Source organism: Agromyces sp. CCNWLW203 (genome assembly GCF_036576125.1).
Taxonomy (GTDB): Bacteria; Actinomycetota; Actinomycetes; order Actinomycetales; family Microbacteriaceae; genus Agromyces.
Map to the genome: position 1 here is coordinate 578,683 of NZ_JAZHYX010000001.1, position 17,179 is coordinate 595,861.

18 protein-coding genes and 1 tRNA gene are annotated in these 17,179 nt (G+C 68.5%); 5 read left to right on the top strand and 14 right to left on the bottom strand.

All coding sequences use genetic code 11. The annotated features are described in order from the left end of the window. Nucleotides 1-45 precede the first annotated feature (45 nt). From VPH61_RS02620 to VPH61_RS02630, 3 genes are all read right to left on the bottom strand, one after another. Nucleotides 46-1,065 carry a sugar ABC transporter permease gene (locus VPH61_RS02620; RefSeq protein WP_332061962.1) on the bottom strand — a complete coding sequence of 340 codons (1,020 nt, stop codon included), beginning with the start codon at nucleotides 1,063-1,065 and terminating at the stop codon, nucleotides 46-48. Continuing rightward, entirely contained in the window at nucleotides 1,065-2,684 is a 1,620-nt protein-coding gene (locus VPH61_RS02625; protein ID WP_332061963.1) for an ABC transporter permease subunit, read from the bottom strand. The genes VPH61_RS02620 and VPH61_RS02625 overlap by 1 nt, the downstream gene beginning before the upstream one ends. Before the next feature lie 77 nt (nucleotides 2,685-2,761). Beyond that, the gene (locus VPH61_RS02630; protein ID WP_332061964.1) at nucleotides 2,762-3,994 is read right to left on the bottom strand and encodes a sugar ABC transporter substrate-binding protein; all 1,233 of its coding nucleotides are present in this window, start codon (nucleotides 3,992-3,994) and stop codon (nucleotides 2,762-2,764) included. Between the two features lie 262 nt (nucleotides 3,995-4,256). Here VPH61_RS02630 and VPH61_RS02635 point away from each other — a divergent pair, with 262 nt between their 5' ends. Continuing rightward, the gene (locus VPH61_RS02635; protein WP_332061965.1) at nucleotides 4,257-5,948 is read left to right on the top strand and encodes a glycoside hydrolase family 13 protein; all 1,692 of its coding nucleotides are present in this window, start codon (nucleotides 4,257-4,259) and stop codon (nucleotides 5,946-5,948) included. Nucleotides 5,949-6,220: 272 nt separating this feature from the next. Here VPH61_RS02635 and VPH61_RS02640 read toward each other — a convergent pair whose 3' ends face one another. From VPH61_RS02640 to VPH61_RS02670, 7 genes are all read right to left on the bottom strand, one after another. Then, nucleotides 6,221-7,210 (bottom strand): endonuclease domain-containing protein, encoded by a 990-nt coding sequence (locus VPH61_RS02640; protein WP_332061966.1) that lies wholly within the window; start codon nucleotides 7,208-7,210, stop codon nucleotides 6,221-6,223. An 86-nt stretch (nucleotides 7,211-7,296) separates the two neighbouring features. Next, on the bottom strand, nucleotides 7,297-7,614 hold the full coding sequence (locus VPH61_RS02645) for a CHY zinc finger protein (RefSeq protein WP_332061967.1): 318 nt from the start codon (nucleotides 7,612-7,614) through the stop codon (nucleotides 7,297-7,299). Between the two features lies 1 nt (nucleotide 7,615). Beyond that, nucleotides 7,616-8,920: a M23 family metallopeptidase gene (locus VPH61_RS02650; protein WP_332061968.1), complete on the bottom strand. Its 1,305-nt coding sequence runs from the start codon at nucleotides 8,918-8,920 to the stop codon at nucleotides 7,616-7,618. An 898-nt stretch (nucleotides 8,921-9,818) separates the two neighbouring features. Next, entirely contained in the window at nucleotides 9,819-10,634 is an 816-nt protein-coding gene (locus tag VPH61_RS02655; RefSeq protein ID WP_332061969.1) for an inositol monophosphatase family protein, read from the bottom strand. A gap of 96 nt (nucleotides 10,635-10,730) precedes the next feature. Continuing rightward, nucleotides 10,731-10,815: transfer RNA gene (locus tag VPH61_RS02660), tRNA-Tyr, on the bottom strand. An 80-nt stretch (nucleotides 10,816-10,895) separates the two neighbouring features. Continuing rightward, nucleotides 10,896-11,561, bottom strand: a complete 666-nt coding sequence (locus VPH61_RS02665; protein WP_332061970.1) for a PH domain-containing protein — start codon at nucleotides 11,559-11,561, stop codon at nucleotides 10,896-10,898. Nucleotides 11,562-11,573: 12 nt separating this feature from the next. Continuing rightward, nucleotides 11,574-11,738: a hypothetical protein gene (locus VPH61_RS02670; protein WP_332061971.1), complete on the bottom strand. Its 165-nt coding sequence runs from the start codon at nucleotides 11,736-11,738 to the stop codon at nucleotides 11,574-11,576. Between the two features lie 211 nt (nucleotides 11,739-11,949). Here VPH61_RS02670 and VPH61_RS02675 point away from each other — a divergent pair, with 211 nt between their 5' ends. After that, complete coding sequence (locus tag VPH61_RS02675; RefSeq protein ID WP_332061972.1) at nucleotides 11,950-12,969, top strand: LacI family DNA-binding transcriptional regulator; 1,020 nt, start codon at nucleotides 11,950-11,952, stop codon at nucleotides 12,967-12,969. Nucleotides 12,970-13,041: 72 nt separating this feature from the next. Next, nucleotides 13,042-13,530, top strand: coding sequence for a YajQ family cyclic di-GMP-binding protein (locus VPH61_RS02680; protein ID WP_022891219.1), 489 nt, complete (start codon nucleotides 13,042-13,044; stop codon nucleotides 13,528-13,530). Nucleotides 13,531-13,579: 49 nt separating this feature from the next. On the opposite strand, the gene VPH61_RS02685 is transcribed toward VPH61_RS02680, so the two are convergent. The 4 genes from VPH61_RS02685 to VPH61_RS02700 are packed head-to-tail and all read right to left on the bottom strand — an operon-like array spanning nucleotide 13,580 to nucleotide 15,818. Beyond that, nucleotides 13,580-13,975: a type II toxin-antitoxin system VapC family toxin gene (locus VPH61_RS02685; protein WP_332061973.1), complete on the bottom strand. Its 396-nt coding sequence runs from the start codon at nucleotides 13,973-13,975 to the stop codon at nucleotides 13,580-13,582. Then, nucleotides 13,972-14,235: a type II toxin-antitoxin system Phd/YefM family antitoxin gene (locus tag VPH61_RS02690; protein WP_332061974.1), complete on the bottom strand. Its 264-nt coding sequence runs from the start codon at nucleotides 14,233-14,235 to the stop codon at nucleotides 13,972-13,974. The genes VPH61_RS02685 and VPH61_RS02690 overlap by 4 nt, the downstream gene beginning before the upstream one ends. Nucleotides 14,236-14,295: 60 nt before the next feature. After that, nucleotides 14,296-14,760, bottom strand: a complete 465-nt coding sequence (locus tag VPH61_RS02695) for a hypothetical protein (protein WP_332061975.1) — start codon at nucleotides 14,758-14,760, stop codon at nucleotides 14,296-14,298. Then, nucleotides 14,757-15,818 (bottom strand): alpha/beta hydrolase, encoded by a 1,062-nt coding sequence (locus tag VPH61_RS02700; RefSeq protein WP_332061976.1) that lies wholly within the window; start codon nucleotides 15,816-15,818, stop codon nucleotides 14,757-14,759. The genes VPH61_RS02695 and VPH61_RS02700 overlap by 4 nt, the downstream gene beginning before the upstream one ends. A 177-nt stretch (nucleotides 15,819-15,995) precedes the next feature. On the opposite strand from VPH61_RS02700, the gene VPH61_RS02705 reads away from it, so the two are divergent. Continuing rightward, nucleotides 15,996-16,385 carry a hypothetical protein gene (locus VPH61_RS02705; protein ID WP_332061977.1) on the top strand — a complete coding sequence of 130 codons (390 nt, stop codon included), beginning with the start codon at nucleotides 15,996-15,998 and terminating at the stop codon, nucleotides 16,383-16,385. Next, on the top strand, nucleotides 16,376-17,179 hold the full coding sequence (locus VPH61_RS02710; RefSeq protein WP_332061978.1) for an HTTM domain-containing protein: 804 nt from the start codon (nucleotides 16,376-16,378) through the stop codon (nucleotides 17,177-17,179). The genes VPH61_RS02705 and VPH61_RS02710 overlap by 10 nt, the downstream gene beginning before the upstream one ends.

The window sequence follows — 17,179 nt, forward strand, 5'->3', positions numbered from 1 at the left end:
CAAGCGTCAGGACGAGATGGGCCGACCGACCTTGCTGCGCGCGGCCTACTTCACGGCGCCGGCGGTCAGCCCGCCGACGATGTACTTCTGCAAGAACAGGAAGAGCGCGACGACCGGCAGCGCCGCGATGACGGCGCCGGCCGAGAAGGCGCTCCAGTCGGCGTAGCGCGGGTTCGAGACGAGCTTCGTGAGGCCGACGGCGAGGGTCTGCTTGTCGGTGTCGATGAGCAGCACGGATGCCACGACGAACTCGTTGACCGAGGCGATGAACGAGAGCAGCGCGACGACCGCGAGAATGGGCGCGACGAGCCGCAGGATGATCGTGAAGAAGATGCGGGCGTGGCCTGCACCGTCGAGCTTCGCGGCCTCGTCGATCGACGCGGGCACCGTGTTGAAGAAGCCGTACATGAGGTAGGTGTTCACGCCGAGCGCGCCGCCGAGGTAGACCATGATCAGGCCGATGTGCGTGTTCAGGCCGATCGCGGGGAACCAGTCGCCGATCGCGCTCATGAGCAGGAAGATCGCGACGACGGCGAGCAGCTGCGGGAACATCTGCACGACGACGATCGAGATGAGGCCGAAGCGACGGCCCGTGAACCGCATGCGCGAGAACGAGTACGCGGCGAGCGCCCCCAGGAACACCGTCAGCACGGCGGTGATGCCGGCGATCATGAGCGTGTTGCCGAACCAGGTCAGGAACGGCACCTGCGGGTCGGTGAGAATTCGCACATAGCTGTCGAGGCCGATCTTCGAGAAGAGGGCGTTCGATCCGGTGAGCGTGCCCTGCGGGTTCAGCGACGACGAGATCACGAAGACGATCGGGAACAGCGAGAAGATCACCATGACGACGCCGACGACGTGACGCCATCCGGTCGCGAAGAACCAGCGACGCAGGTTGAACGGCTTGCGGGCGATCTCACGGCCGGCACCACCGGCACCGCCGTCAGCGCCACCGCCGGCGCCTGCGATCGAGACGCTCGCGCGGGTCGAGGCATCCGCGAACTCGTCGATCTCACCGGCGATGAGGCCGGTCGGGGTTCCGGGAACGGGCTGCTGGGCGGCCATCAGTTCAGCTCCTCGAGCGACTTGGTGCGGCGGAAGGCGATGACCGAGATCACGGCCACGATGATGAAGATGATGATCGAGTAGGCGCTCGCGAGACCGTAGTCGCGCGTCTGCCCGGTGAACGCCACCTTGTAGACCATCGAGATCAGGATGTCGGTGAACCCGACGGGGATCGGAGCGTTCGAGTCGCGCGGCCCGCCGTCGGTGAGCATGTAGATCACGTTGAAGTTGTTGAAGTTGAACGCGAACGACGCGATGAGCAGCGGCGCGACCGAGACGAGCAGCAGCGGCAGCTTGATGAGCCGGAACACCGCCCACGGTTTCGCGCCGTCGACCGTCGCGGCCTCCTGCAACTCTTCGGGGATCGACTGCAGGGCGCCCGTGCACACGAGGAACATGTACGGGAAGCCGAGCCAGAGATTCACCAGGATCACCGAGAATTTGGCCAGCACGGGGTCGGTCAGCCAGGGGATGGAGGCCCCGCCGAACAGCACCTGGTTGATGAAGCCGAAGCTCTCGTTCATCATGCCGGCCCAGATCAGCGCCGAGAGGAACGAGGGCACCGCGTAGGGGAGGATCATGAGCACGCGGTAGTACTTGCGGCCCTTCATGCGCATGTCGTTGAAGACGATCGCGAGGAAGAGGCCGAGGAAGAACGTCGTCGCGACCGAGATGAGCGCGAACGCGAAGGTCCAGAGCGTGACGTACACGAGCGGGCCGGCGAGCCGCTCGTCGGTGACGGCGCGCACGAAGTTGTCGAAGCCGACGACGATCTGCCAGCCGGGCAGCAGCTCCTCGCCGTCATCGGAGGTGAACGCGCCCGTGCCGATGTCGGAGTAGACGGTGCCGGTGTCGAGGTTCGTCATCGTGCCGGCGGCCTCGTCGTACTCGAGGTTCGAGAGGTAGAGGTAGGCGCTCGAGCCGTCTGGCGTTCGCAGCGCCCCGTCGTTCGGGTCGTCGGAGAACGGCACGGCGAGGGCGGTGATCTCGTCGGTGCGGGAGATGACGTCGGCGAACTGCAGCGTCGTCCAGCCGTCGACGGCGACCGCCTTGTCGCCGTCCATCTCGGCGTCGACGGGGGCGAGCGGCTGGTCGTTGGTACCGAGCAGCGCTTCACCGTCGGGGTCCGTCGCGAGCAGGCCGAGCGTGCCGCCCTGGTCGACGACGGTGACGGGGTAGGTCGGCGAGTCCTCGACGCGCTGCAGCGACGAGGCCATGAGCGACGAGACCGCCTGCTCCTTCGAGCCGTTGTGGCCCGTGCCGTAGTTCGTGAAGGCGATGTAGCCCGTATAGACGAGCACGAACACCTGGAAGACGACGAGGAAGATCACGCCAGGCGTGAGGTACTTCGCCGGGAGCTTGCGACGGGAGAAGTAGATCCAGTTGACGACCACGGCGACGACGGCCACGATCGCGGCGATGAACCACTGCCCGGCGCTCGCGAGGATGATGACGCCGTAGATCGCGATCGCGTCGACGAGGCCGAGCATCAGCAGCTTCAGGAGGAGCATCTTCAGCCCACCGGATGCCGCGTCGGCGATGTTCGCGGCACGCCGCTGCTTCTTCGTCGGCTTCTGCGGCGTCGCCGCCGAGACCTCGTCGTCGATCGTGGTGCTCATCTGCTCGCTCTTCTCGTCGAACGTGAGTGCTCCGGGCCGCATGCCGTGGCGGCATCCGGCCCGGAGCTTCTCAGTCGTTACTTGCTGATCGCGGCCTGCACGTCGGCGGCAAGCTTCTGCCACGTGGCGACCGGGTCGGCACCGTTGATGATGTCGGCCTCGGCGATGCCCCAGTACTGCCACACGGCACCCATCGCGGGGATCGCGGGCATCGGAACGGCCTCGGCGCCGACGGCGGCGAAGCCGGCGACGATCGGGTCTTCGGACGCGGTCTCAGCTGCGGCCGAAAGTGCGGGCAGCACGTTGCCGGCCTTGAAGAGTTCGAGCTGAACGTCTTCGGTGCCGAGGTAGTTGACGAGGAAGTCGTTCGCGGCGACCTTGTTCTTCGACTCGGACGAGACGAAGAAGCCCTTGACGCCGGCGAACGGCGAAGCGACCTCGGCGGTCGGGCTCGGCACGGTGTCGATCGCGACGTTGATGCCGGCGTCGGTGGCAGCGCCGACGTTCCACGGACCGGTCAGCCAGAAGGCCGCGGTGCCGTCGATGAAGGCCTGCTTGGCGATGTCGCCGTCGATGTCGGTGTTGAAGACGCCGGTGCCGTTCTTGCCCTGGCTGCCGAGCCACGTGGCGAACTGCTCGCCGCCCGCGTTGCCGATCTGCAGGTCGCTGGGGTCGTAACCCTCATCGTTCGAGCCGAAGACGGGAGCGCCGAACGCGGTCTGGAAGGGGTACAGGTGGTAGGGGTTGCCCTCTGCGCCCTGCTCGACGACGAACGGCTGGGTGAGGCCGGCGGCCTGGCCCTTGGCGATCATGTCGTCGAAGCTCGTCGCGGCCTCGGGAACGAGGTCGGCGTTGCGGAGCACGGCGATGTTCTCGACCGCGTACGGGAGCATGTAGGTCGTGCCCTCGTACGTCGACGCGTCGATCGCGACGGGGAGGTAGTCGGCAGCCGAGTCGCCGAGCTCGATGGGAGCCACGACGCCGTTGGTCGAGAGCTCGCCGAGCCAGTCGTGGGCGCCCATGGTGACGTCGGGGCCCTTGCCGGTCGGAACCTGCTGGATGAAGTCGTCCTTGATGTCGGCGTTGTCCTTGCCGACGAGCTCGACCTTCACGCCCTTCTCCTCGGAGTAGGCGTCGGCCGCAGCCTGCAGCGCGTCGACGCGCTCGGCGTCGACCCAGACGGTCAGCGTGCCGCTCGACGAGGCCTCGCCTTCGGAGCCGCTGTCGCCGCCTGCGCAGCTCGCGAGACCGAGGGTCGCGATGACTGCGACGGCTCCGGCGGCGAGGAGGCTCTTCTTGTTCACCCTCATTGGTGTGCCCTTCTCAGTGTGCGTGAGATCGGCGCCTTCGCCTGGTGAGAGTCGCCCGTTCCGCTGTGAAACGGGGCACCGCGCCCGAAAGGCCGTTCTTCCGTATGGAATGCTCGCTTGGTGCAAGCGATTACAGGTATACCTTGCCTCGCGCGCTTTACCAAACCGGGTAGCGCGCATTGATACCGGTTCGTAACCATCGTGTGACGTACGGAAACTGCAAGCGTTTCCATCATGTATCGAGATGACGTACAGTTTCCGCATGACTTCCGAATGGTGGCGCACCGCCGCGATCTACCAGATCTACCCCCGGTCGTTCGCCGACGCGAACGGCGACGGCATGGGCGACCTCGCCGGCATCACGTCGCGCCTCGGCGCGCTGCAAGAGCTCGGCATCGACGCGATCTGGCTCTCGCCCTTCTACACCTCGCCGCAACGCGACGCCGGCTACGACGTCGCCGACTACTGCGACGTCGACCCGCGCTTCGGCACCCTCACCGACTTCGACGCGATGATCGCCGAGGCGCATGCCCGCGGCATCCGCGTCATCGTCGACCTCGTGCCGAACCATTCCTCCGATGCGCACGAGTGGTTCCAGGCCGCTCTCGCCGCTGCGCCCGGCAGCGCCGAGCGCGCCCGCTACCTGTTCCGCGACGGCCGCGGCGCCGACGGCTCCGAGGCGCCCAACAACTGGGAGTCGGTCTTCGGCGGGCCCGCATGGACCCGCGTGCTCGAGTCCGACGGCACGCCCGGCCAGTGGTACCTGCACCTCTTCGACAGCTCGCAGCCCGACTTCGACTGGACCAACGACGAGGTGCGGGAGGAGTTCCGCCGCATCCTCCGCTTCTGGCTCGACCGCGGTGTCGACGGCTTCCGCGTCGACGTCGCCCACGGCATGATCAAGGCCGACGGCCTTCCCGACTTCACGCCTCCGGCCGAAGGCGGCAGCATGGGCGGAGCAGCCGGCGTCACGCCCGCGGCATCCGGCGTGCCCCTCGAACCCGAGATCTCGGCGGAACCCGGCGACAACGCGCCCTACTGGGGCCAAGACGGCGTGCACGAGATCTACCGCGACTGGCGCAAGCTCCTGGGCGAATACCCCGACGACCGCGTGCTCGCGGCCGAGGCGTGGGTCGACCCGCTGCCCCGCCTCGCCAGGTGGGTGCGCCCCGACGAGATGCACCAGGCGTTCAACTTCGCCTACCTCGAGACGCCGTGGAACGCCGACGCGCTGCGACACGTCATCGACGACTCGCTCGCCGCCTTCGCCGCGGTCGGCGCCCCGTCGACCTGGGTGCTCTCGAACCACGACGTCGTGCGCCACGCGACCCGGCTCTCGGTCACCGAGGCGAACCCGCAGGGCCACGGCCTCGGGCCGCGCTCGAAGGGCCTGCCCGAGTACGCACCGGGCCTCCGCCGCGCCCGCGCCGCGACCGCGCTCATGCTCGCACTGCCCGGCTCGGTCTACCTCTACCAGGGCGAGGAGCTCGGCCTCCCCGAGGTCATCGACGTGCCCGACGACGCTCGCCAGGACCCGACGTGGTTCCGCACGAACGGCGAGCGCTACGGGCGCGACGGATGCCGCGTTCCCCTGCCCTGGGAAGCGACGGCGCCCTCGTACGGCTTCGGCCCCACGGATGCCTCGTGGCTGCCGCAGCCCGAGCAGTGGGCGTCGTTGGCTCGCGACGTGCAGCAGGGCGACCCCGCCTCGACCCTGTCGCTCTACCGCGACGCCCTCGCGCTGCGCCGTGCGCGCGACCTGGGCGCCGGCACGCTCGAGTGGCTGCCGGGCTACCCCGAGTCGGTCGTGGCGTTCCGCAACGGCGACGTCGTCGTGATCGCGAACGCCGGGGACTCCCCCGTCGAGCTGCCCGAGGGTGATGTGCTGCTCTCGAGCGAGGCGATCGATGGGCGCGCGCTGCCCGCCGACACGACGGTGTGGCTCACGGCGTAGCCGGTCGCGCGCAACTCCACCAGAGTTCACTTTTCAGGACGAGGGCGGCGACACCCGCGTATTTCGAGGCAACGGCCCGCTCGTCCTGAATAGTGCACCAGGTCCCGATACCACCGGCGACAGGCAGGCAGTCAGGCAGGTGGCAGGCAGGCAGGCAGGCAGGCAGGCAGGCGGCACGGTCGCAGGCCGGCGCGATACATCCAGACTCTCGGGACATTGCACTTTTCAGGATCAGCGCCGCGTTACGTCTGTATGGCGGGACAACGTCCTGCTCATCCTGAAAAATGCGGCGACGGCGCGCCGTCGTCCTCGACCTTGAACCGCGGCAGTGCCCGACCAGCGACTCCGTACGCCTGTGCGCGATAGCCCCACCGGTGTTCTCCGCGAGCGACGATGCTGAGCAGTTGCTCACTCAACGCGTCCCAGTGGTCCATGACCATCCGGTAGCTGAGCCGGATCACGAGGTACCCGCGAATCGCAAGCTCGAAGTCGCGTCGCCGATCCTGCTCAAACTCGTCATCGCCCGAGTGGAACTGCGACCCATCCACCTCGAGCACGAGTCGGTCGCCGACGAGCAGGTCGACCCACCCGACACCGCCGACCCGCACCTGGGCACGGTGGCTGATCCGTCGCGAGCGCAACAACGTACGCACTCTCGTCTCGATGCCCGACTCCGATCCGGGGTCGGAACGGTCGATGATCCACCGACGCGATGGCATCGTCAGGTCTCTCAACGCTTCAACGTCGCCCGGCTGCAAGATCACTTTCGACCGCGCTGAGTCGAGCATCGCGATGGCGTCGGTCGGCTCGGCGCACCTGAGCATCTCCGCCAGCGCGAGCGGCAGAGGGTCGAACGCCGACGTCGGGAGGGGATGGTCGCGGTGATGCAGGCAGACCAGGTCGCGCTTTCGATCGAGCGGATGCAGCGCCCCCTCCACCAGGTCAGGAGCGCGAAGGCGCGACGCTCCTCGGCCGACACGCACGTGAAGCCTCGATCTGGATTCGACGGAGCGCGGCATCCAGATGCCATGCGTCCGCAGGACGGTCGTCGCCGTCGCAACGCCGCCGACTCGGACCGCCCGCACCACGTCGCCGTTCGCGCCCGGCGTCGAATACCACCCGCGACGAATCCGATGAATCGTCCCGGTCGCGAACGCGGCGACGATCTCGTCGCGTGCGATGCCGTGCTCCCGAAGCTGTGTGATGGAGCAAACACCTCCGGCGTTCCGGATGGCGGTGGCGACACGGGCGATGGGCGGCATCCATCGAGTCTCACGCGCTCGACCTCTTGATGACGAGTTCCACTCGATCTGTGGACAACCGGGGTCGGCCGGGGCCCATCCCGGCGCTACTCCTCGAAGTAGAGGCCCCAGTGCAAGCGGCAGCGCGGGTTGAAGTCCGCGGCGCAGACCGGGCACGACTCGGTGGCCCGGTACTCGGCCACCGAGAGCTCGGTGCCGCAGACGCCGCAGAGGATGCCGGGCTGATCCCACTCGCCGCGCGGCCGCACGACGACCGGGTGCGATTCGGCCTCGGCATGGCAGGCGTGACACGGGTAGTAGCGGTCGCAGCACGCGAATCGGATCGCGATGACGTCGACCTCGGTGGCGTAGTGCACGCACCGGGTCTGCCCGTCGACCGTGCGTCCGTGCACGTGCGGCCGCATGTCAGTTGGTGTTGGCGTACAGCCATTCGAGCGGGTCGACCTTGGTGCCGCTCATGCCGCCGAGGCGGATCTCGAAGTGCAGGTGCGGGCCGGTCGACATGCCGGTGTCGCCGGTGTTGCCGATCACGTCGCCGACCTTGACGGTGTCGCCGGTCTCGAAGCGGCGGGAGTCGTACTCCATGTGCGCGTAGACGCTCGTGACGAGTTCGCCGTCAATGATGTGGTCGATCATCATGACCACGCCGAGGGATCCGCCGGAGTCGGTCGAGTTGGCGACGACGCCGTCGGCGATGGACTGGATCTCAGCGCCGAGGCCGGGGTTGAAGTCCTGGCCGCCGTGGTCGCTCGAGCAGCCGGCGCAGTCGCGGTAGCCGAACCGGTCGCCGACGTGCACGCCGACGGCGAACGGCCACTGGATCGTGCCCGACGGGTTGTTCGTGAACGTCGCCTCGGGCCGGATGCCGGCTGCACGGGCGTACTCCTCGATGGTCTGCGTCTCGTAGCCGTCGCGCTGCACGGTCTGCGCGAGCGTGCCGCCGTTGATCTCGACGTGCTGGCCGGGCTCGGTGCCGATCGTCGCCCGCTCGAGCGCCATGGCCTGCACGTCGGCGGGCGAGAGCAGCGAGAGCGAGGGCACGGATGTCGCAACCGCGAGCATCGCCGCGAGGCTCATCGCTGCGAGTCCGCTCGACATGCGTGCGATTCGCCCGGCCCGCTTGACCGGGCGCCTGGCGGGGGGCCGGGGCGCTGCGGCCTGGGCCGGGGCCGGGGCCGCAGCAGCGGTCGCACGGCCCTTCGACCGACGAGCACCCGCGGTGTCCGAAGAGGCAGAGCGACGGGGTCGCTGCTCGGCTGCCGCGACGCCGGTCGACGGCTGCCAGACGCCTGCGGGCGCGAACTGCTCCGCCGACAGCGAGTCGGCGGCGGGAGTCGGAGTGCTGTCGGCCAGACGGGCCATCGCGGAGGCCGCGATCACGGCGGCGAAGTCATCGGTCGCCGGAGCGGCCGCGGGCGGTGCAACAGGCACCTGCGGTGCGACGGGCGCGGCCGCGGCGACCGGCGCGGCAGGGCGCTGCACGGCCAGGGGTTGCACGGGTGCGGCGGGCCGCGCCGACTTCGCCGACTTCGCCGACTTCTCGGCCTTCTCCGCCTTGCGCTCGGCGCGCGACGGGCGCTTCGAGCGAGCGGATGCCTCGGCGCGCCGGCTGCTCTGCTGCGCCGGCTCCTGCTCGTCGCCGAGACCCGCGAAGAGCGCATCGAAGCCGATGCCCGACTCGGCGACGACGTCGGCTTCGGCCGGTGACACGGCGAAGGCCGAGTTCCTGTCGACCGAGTGGTCGACCGGCTCGGCCTGAAGGGTCGGAGCGGGGGCGGGAGGTGCAAGGGCGGGAGCCGACGGGGCGGCAGCTGCGGAGGGGATGGAGACTGCGGGAGGTGCGGGCGTTGCCGGTCGTGCGTCGGCGACGGGAAGAGCGGGAGATACCTGAGCTGCCTGAGGTGCGGGCCGTAGGGCCTCTGCGTGCGGCAGATGGTACGCCGTCGGAGTGGGTGACACCGGATCTGCGACAGCAGCGCGCCTCGGCCTCAATGCGCCGGGAGCCGGTGCCGCAGGCGCCGGGCTGAAGACGGGAGACGGAGCGGCGGGAGCCTGCGCAACGGGGGCCGGGCTGAACACGGGAGCCGCAGCCGCAGGCATCGGGTTGAACACCGCAGCCGGCGCCACCGGAGCCGGCGCCGGGCTGAATACGGGAGCCTCACTCGCAGGCGCCGGGCTGTACGCGGGCGCCGGCGCAGCGGCCGGAGTGTGGAGCGGCTGCCACGCGGCATCCGTCGGCCAGGAGGCATCCGTCGACCGCTCGACCGGCGCTGCCATCTGCTGCCCCATCGCCGCGGCATGCTGCGCCGCAGCGTTCTGGGCCGTCTCGCGTTCACGGAGTTCACGACGAGTCAGGGGTCGTTCGGGCCGCGAAAGGGCCTGGGTGCCTGGCGTGGAATCGTCGGGCACGAGGGGGGACTCGAGCACGTGGGGGGAACTCTCGGCTTCGTGGAAACGGACAACGCGGGGAGGTGGACATCCCGACAGCGCCGAGATAACAGGTTGGTAAAGACTAACCGTTCTCAGCCGCTCTCGCCACGTCGAACAGTGATTTCCGCCTGTCAGAAGGCTGCGAGCCCACGACTACCGCGGATCGCCACCCGCAGCGTCAGGCGTCGACCCCGGCGCGTCTCAGGGCGCCGGCGAGTTCCTCGTAGAGCCCGGGCGCCGCGGCGATGGCGAGATCGAACGTGGCGGCTCCCCCGCCTGGGCCGCCGACCCTCGCGCCCGCCTCTTGCGCGATCAGCGCGCCCGCCGCGTGGTCCCAGGCGTTCAGCCCGCGCTCGTAGTACGCGTCGAGGCGACCGGCGGCGACCGCGCACAGGTCGAGGGCCGCCGATCCCATACGGCGGATATCCCGGGCGAGCGGCAGCAGCTCGAGCAGCACCTCGGCCTGGGCGCGTCGCACTTCGGCCTCGTACCCGAACCCGGTGCCGACGAGGGCGTGGCTCAGCGGCACATTCGTGTTCACCTGCAACGGCTGACCGTCGAGCCGGGCGCCGCCGCCAGCGCTGGCCTCGAAGACCTCGCCCGTGCTCGGGTTCACGACGACGGCCGCGAGTGCGGTCCACCGGGCGGGGTCGGCCGACCCCGTGACGACGGCGATGCTGATCGACCAAGCCGGAATACCGTAGAGGAAGTTCACGGTGCCGTCGATCGGGTCGATGACCCAGTCGACGCCGCTCGTGCCGATGCGGGTCTCGTCCTCTTCGCCGATGATGCCGTCGTCGGGTCGCGCCTCGAGCACGAGCCGCCTGATCAGCGCCTCGGTGTCGCGGTCGACCGCCGTGACGATGTCGACGGGCGACGACTTCGTCAGGGCGACGCTCACCCCACCGCGTCGCGCCTCGATCGCGAACTCCGCCGCCTCAAGCGCGATGCGCCGAGCGAGGTCGAGCAGTGCAGCGGATGCGTCTTCACTCATGCCGCCACGCTAGCGGCGTGTGATGAACATCGCACCGCGGCATCCGTCGCTCACTGGGCCTGAAACCACGAAAGCCCCGGCTGACCGGGGCTTCTCTGGTGGCGAGTGAGGGATTCGAACCCCCGAATGCTGAGCAGTCTGATTTACAGTCAGATCCCTTTGGCCGCTTGGGTAACTCGCCATCGCACCCGACCACGTTCTGCACACAACCGGGGGCCTGTCAATGGTACCCGGCGGGGGCCGGTGCGAGAAATCGACGGCCTACGACCGCCACCAGGGCATCTCGGCGGTGTCGTTCGGGTCGCGCTGAGGGGTCGTGTCGTAGCGATCGGGCTGCGGCGCGGGGTCGTAGCGCTGCGGCTCGGGCGCCACCGCCGGTGTCGGCGCCGTGTCGAACTGCTCGCTGCGAACCATCTGCCGGGCGGGGCCGCGGAGGCCCGACCGCTGGATGACGCGCTGGATCGTGGCGCCGCGCTGATCGGGCGACCCGACGAAGCGGATCTCGCGGAGGCCCTGGTCTTGCGCCGCAGACTCGAAGACGAAGTGGCCGTAGCCGAACACCCGACCGATGAGCGGGGTGTGCACCGAGATGTCGAGGATGCGCGAGATCGGCATGGTCGCGATGCGCTGCGACAGGATCCCGTGCACGCGGAACACGCGCATGTTCGTGATGACGAAGCGGTCCATGCGGGCCTGCAGGATGCGCCAGAACCCGTGCAGGAAGAGGAAGAGCGCGAGGAAGAGGGGGAACCAGTACAACGGCTGCGGCACCCACACGAGCAGGATCAGCGCGGGCACGGCCAGGGTCATCTCGAGCATCGCGCCGACGACCGCGGCCCAGTGCTTGCGCACCTCGTCGACGATCACCTCGCCCTCATCGGAGATGAGGTGGCGCTCGACGCGCGGATCGAACCCGAACACGCTCATGGCGTCATGGCCTCATGACGCGAGGGAGGTGAAGAACCTGCCCATCGCCGCGCCGGCCGTGGCCACCGCGTCGACCGCGCCCTGCACTGCGTTGGCAGCATCTTCAGGGCGGCTGATCATGAAGAACAATGCGAACAGCACGACGAGCCCGATGGCGAGCGGCTTGACCCACTTCATGAGCGTGCTCCCTTCGAGTCGGCGAACTGGGGGGTTTGCGCGGTCGATGAGAGCGCCCAGACTCGGCCATTTCTATCGCACCCGCCGCAGCAAGGCAACGCGCCACGCGGAAGGACGACAGCCGGGAGATAGGATTCCACTGTCCCGGCGAGGCCGGGAAGCACCTCGGCGAGGCCGGGGATCGACTCGGCGAGGCCGGGAATGAGGAGCCATGGCCGGCATCGAAGAGGTCGCGAGACTCGCGGGAGTCTCCACCGCGACGGTCTCGCGCGCGCTCAGCGGCCGCGGCCACGTCTCCCCGGGGTCGAAGGCGAAGGTCGAAGAGGCGGCGGCCCGGCTCGGCTACGTCGTCTCCTCGAACGCCTCGAGCCTCGCCTCGGGTCGCACGCGCAACATCGGCGTCGTCGTGCCGTTCCTGAATCGCTGGTTCTTCTCCTCGGTGCTCGAGGGCGCCCAGCAGGCGCTGTTGCGCCGCGGGTACGACCTCACGCTCTACAACCTCTCGGGCGACGGGCAGGAGCGTTCGAGCGTGTTCGAGCACTTCCTGCTGCGCCAACGCGTCGACGCGGTCATCGCCGTCTCCCTTGAACTCACCGAGCCCGAGGTCACACGCCTGCACGAGCTCGGCAAGCCGCTCGTCGGTGTCGGCGGCCCGATCCCGGGAGTGCGCACCCTCACGATCGACGACGTCGCCGTCGCCCGGCTCGCGACCGAGCACCTCATCGGCCTCGGCCACACGCGCATCGCGCACATCGGCGGCGACCTCGAGTTCGACATGGACTTCCACCTGCCGACGAACCGCCGCATCGGGTACGAGGGCGCGCTCCGCGACGCCGGCATCGAGGTCGATTCACGGCTGTTCGCCCCGGCCGACTTCACCATTCGCGGCGGCTACCACGCCGCGAAGCAGCTGCTCGGCGCCCCGCACGACCGGCCGACGGCGATCTTCGCCGCGTCCGACGAGATGGCGATCGGCTCGATGCTCGCCGCGCGCGACCTCGGCCTCGTCGTGCCCCGCGACGTCTCGATCGCCGGCATCGACGACCACGACCTCTCCGACTTCTTCGGCCTCACGACGGTCGCGCAGTTCCCGCGCGTGCAGGGCGAGATGGCGGTCGAGATCCTGATGGACGAGCTCGAGCCGAGCACGACGGATGCCGCGACGCCCGCCGCGACTCCCCTGCCGTACGAGTTGCGGGTGCGCTCGTCGACGGCCCGCCCGCCGCAGTAACCCCCTCTGCCGGGCAACCGCAACCACGCGGCATCCGCTCGCCGTTTCGATCGCGCCGATACACTGGGCGGCATGGCAGATGCAACGTTCGACATCGTTTCCAAGGTCGACCAGATGGAGGCCGACAACGCCCTCCACCAGGCGCAGAAAGAGGTCGCGCAGCGCTACGACTTCAAGAACGTCGGCGCGTCGATCGAGCAGTCCGGTGAGAAGGTGCTGATCAAGGCCAACAGCGAGGAGCGCGCGAAGGCGATCCTCGAGGTCTACGAGGCGAAGCTCATCAAGCGCGGCATCTCGCTGCGCTCGCTCGACGCGGGCGAGCCGTTCCCGTCGGGCAAGGAGTTCCGCATCGAGACCACGATGAAGGCCGGCATCGACTCCGAGAACGCGAAGAAGATCAACAAGATCATCCGCGACGAGGCGCCGAAGAGCGTCAAGAGCCAGACGCAGGGCGACGAGGTGCGCGTCTCGTCGAAGAGCCGCGACGACCTGCAGGCCACGATGGCGCTGCTCAAGGGCAAAGACCTCGAGGTCGCGCTGCAGTTCGTGAACTTCCGCTAGGCGGGTCGCGCAATTGCGCGCGGGTCTCGCACGATAAGCGGATGCCGCGTCAGTCGCCGCGCACGATGTCGACCGCCAAGCCATGGGATGCTGCGGCCAGCCTCGAATCGTTGGTCCAGAGCTCAGCGCACTCTGCGAGCTGGGCGACGGCCAGGTGCAATGCGTCGGGTGTGCGGAGGCCAGTGCGAGCGCGGAGCTCTGCCGCCCGCATGAACTGCGGCACGCCGAGTTCGAGCAGCTCGAACTGCTCGAACGCCCGCAGGTAGTGATCACGAAGCCCGAGGTCGTCGTCGCGCAACGGGCCGACGAGGCACTCCTGCATCACCAGCGGGCTGATCGCGACCCGTGTGCCGCCGGCATCGCCAAGTCCCCGGCGAACGCGGTCGCCACGCTCAGTCTCGTCTTCGATCGCGTAGATGAGGATGCACGAGTCGACGTAGATCACTCGTGCGACTCATCCCACGCCTCGCGCTCCGCGAGGATGCGGGCGTCGAGTGCACCGGCCGAGCGCCCACGCGAGGGCAGGCGATGCGCGAGCATCCATTCGAGAAAGGACTCCGCGGTTCGATCGCGCGCCCCACCGACGGGAACGAGCTTCGCGACCGGTCGGCCCCGTCGCGCGATGACGACCTCGCCGCCGTGCTCAGCTACCGCCACGAGGCGCGACAGGTGGTTTCGCGCATCGAGCACATTGACCGTCTCCATGGCTCCTCCTCGCTCATCCACCATTCTAGCCATGTTTCTGGCTATCTTTCGGGAAGGCGATCATGTCGCCCCAGTGGACGGCCCTGAAGTGCCCGCCCTCGGCGAACCGGAGTCAGGAAAGCGATCAAGCCTCCTGACGGTTGCACTGGTGACTGCCACGGCGCCGAATATCGCGATCCCGACCGTCGGAAGGAACAGCGCGTGTCCGATCAGGGTGTTCGCAACCCCGGTGAACAGTTCGACGGTGACGACGACGATTGCGGGTGCAACGGCGAGAGTCGAGTCCCACCATCGTCCGCCCACGAGGCGTCCGCCGGCGAGCGTGACGATGGAAAGCGCAGCTCCGAGGATCAGCCACGGCATGCCGTTTGCGACTGCGTCGGCCCGCAGCGTGTAGTCCATCAGCCAGAACGACTCCGACAGCCAGATCCCGATGCAGACGGTCGCGAATCCGGCGAGCACCAACCACGCCAACAGCGCTAGGACCAGGCTGCTTTGTCTGATCCGGATTCCGGTCTTGCTCATGTTGGCGCGTACCCGCGCAGCCACTGCGTGATCGCGTCGTACGCGGCCGCTCGCACGGGCGCGCGTGACAGGAACACGTCGTGCAGCGCCCCGTCGATGCGCGCCACGGCGCCGACCGTGCTGAGGCGCAGCGTGCGTTCGGCGATCTCGTCGACCACGAGCACGATGTCGCTCGACGCCATCGCCGGATCCCACCGCGCCTGCAGCGTCGACCGCTTCGACAGCAGCGACAGCACCGGGGCGCCGACGTCGATGCGCGCGGCGACGGTGGCGTGGCCGGCGAGCACGGCGTTCAGCCAGGCCGGATGCACCGTGAACCCGCGATCGGGCCGCCAGTCGTGGTTGTACTCCCACTCGCCGTCGAACTCCTTCGAAACGGTGCGGGTGTAGAAGCCCAGGTCGACGTTCGGCAGAGGCGCGAGCGGGTTGACCTTCGCCCCCCAGCCGATGACGGGCGCGAGCGCCTCGCGCCCCATCTTGCTCGCCTGGAACTCGAGCCACGGGCTGTTCAGCACGAGCGCCGCAGCACGACCCCGATGCCGCGCGGCCCAGAGGCTGAGCGTGAGCCCGCCGGTCGAGTGGCCGAGCAGGATCAGCGGTCGTGCGTTGCTGCGGGTCGCCGCGGCATCCGTGCGCGCCGAACCGTCTGGCGCGCCGTGCCCCATCGCGGCGAGCGCGGCGGCGATGTCGGCGTCGTAGTCGGAGAGGTTCGTGATGAACCCGGGCGTCTGGCCGGGCCGGAGGCTGCGGCCGTACTTGCGCAGGTCGAGCGCGAAGAAGCGCGCGCCGGCGTCGGCCCAGTACTCGGCGAGGCCGGGATTGAAGAAGTAGTCGCTCCAGCCGTGCACGTAGAGCACGTCGGCTCCGGATGCCGCGCCTCGCGTGAGCCGCAGGCGCCACGGCGGCCGGTACCGCACGAGGGTCGCCACGACCTCGCCCTCGTTGTCGGTGCCGAGCGGGAGGGTGAGCTGCTCGAAGCCCGGGCCGAGGACGTCGGGGCGCCAGGTCTCGGGGGTGCGGGGTTCGGGGCCGGGGTCGGCGTGCTCAAGCTCCGCCATGCCGCCTCCCCTCGGTCTGAGGTCAGCCTAGCGAGGGATGCCACGAACGCAGGGAGGGCGAGTCTGGTCGGAGTATCGGGCAGCATCTCGACCGTGGCATCCGCCTCGCTCGCCTTCTCGACGTGGCCCACCAATGCGGGCGTTGGAGCCGGACTGGTTAAGCCCTAGCTTGAGAGCGTGGGCAACCCGAACGACGTAACCGACACCGGTGAAGCCGGTCGCGCGGCGGTGTCCTCTCGTCGGCATCTGCTTGGCACGATCGGCACCGCCGCGATCTGCGCCGTGATCGGCCTCCAGATTGCAGTCCCGCTCGTCGCGCTATTCCAACCACCTCCGCAGAAGTTCGGCTTCCAGATGTACTCGGCGCTCGGCGGCATTACGGCGGTCACCGTCGACGCCGGCGGACTCGAACATCCAGTCGACGACTTCGAGCGGATCGTGGCGAAGAATCGGCCAGAGATCGACTGGCTGCCATCGCTGCCGGAGGCCCTCTGCGAAGCAGATGCTTCTGCGGTGAGCGTGCGGGTGGAACAGTCGGGTCAAGTTCGGAGCATCGAATGCGACTGATCGACATCCGAACAGATGCGCGTCCGGTCGCCATCGCAAGAATCGGGCTCGGCATCGCCACAGTCCTCAATGCGATCGAGGCGTTCACCATTCTGGAACGCGTCTCAGCGGGCTACCTCGCCGCGCCCGTGTTCATAGGGCTGCCCGCCCTCGAACTGCCATGGCTGATCGCGAGCCTCGCCCTTGCCATTGCGGCGGGAGTCGCTGTGGCCGTCGGATGGATGACGACGCCTGCGGCCATCGTGACCGTGGTTCTGAATGCCACGATTCTGCTCTCGGACCAACAGGTCTACAGCAGCCACCGGTGGCTCGCCACCCTGTTGATGGCGTATCTCGTATTCGCACGATCAGACGCGGCCTGGTCTCTCACTCGGCGCCACGCGCCTGTCACCGTGCCATGGTGGCCGCAGTTGCTCATGATGAGTCAGCTCTCCGTGCTTTATTTCTTCTCAGCGGTCAGCAAGATGAACCGGACGTTCGTCTCAGGTACACCGCTCTCGAACTGGGTCTGGCTCGATCTCCCATGGCAGTTGTCCCTCATAGCCGCTGTGCTCACCATCGTCGTCGAACTCATCATTTCGATCGGCCTTTGGTTCCGCGCAAGTCGCCGGATCGCAGCCTTGCTCGGTGTCGGCCTCCACATCTCGATCGTGGCGCTCATGAACAGCGAGACATTCGCACTCATCTCCTTCGCGATCATGTGCGTCTCGTTGTATCCGCTCTTCCTTTGGCGGCCTCGCCTTCGAGACTATGAAGCTCCGAGTCGACCTCCCGCCGAACGAACTCGCCTTTAG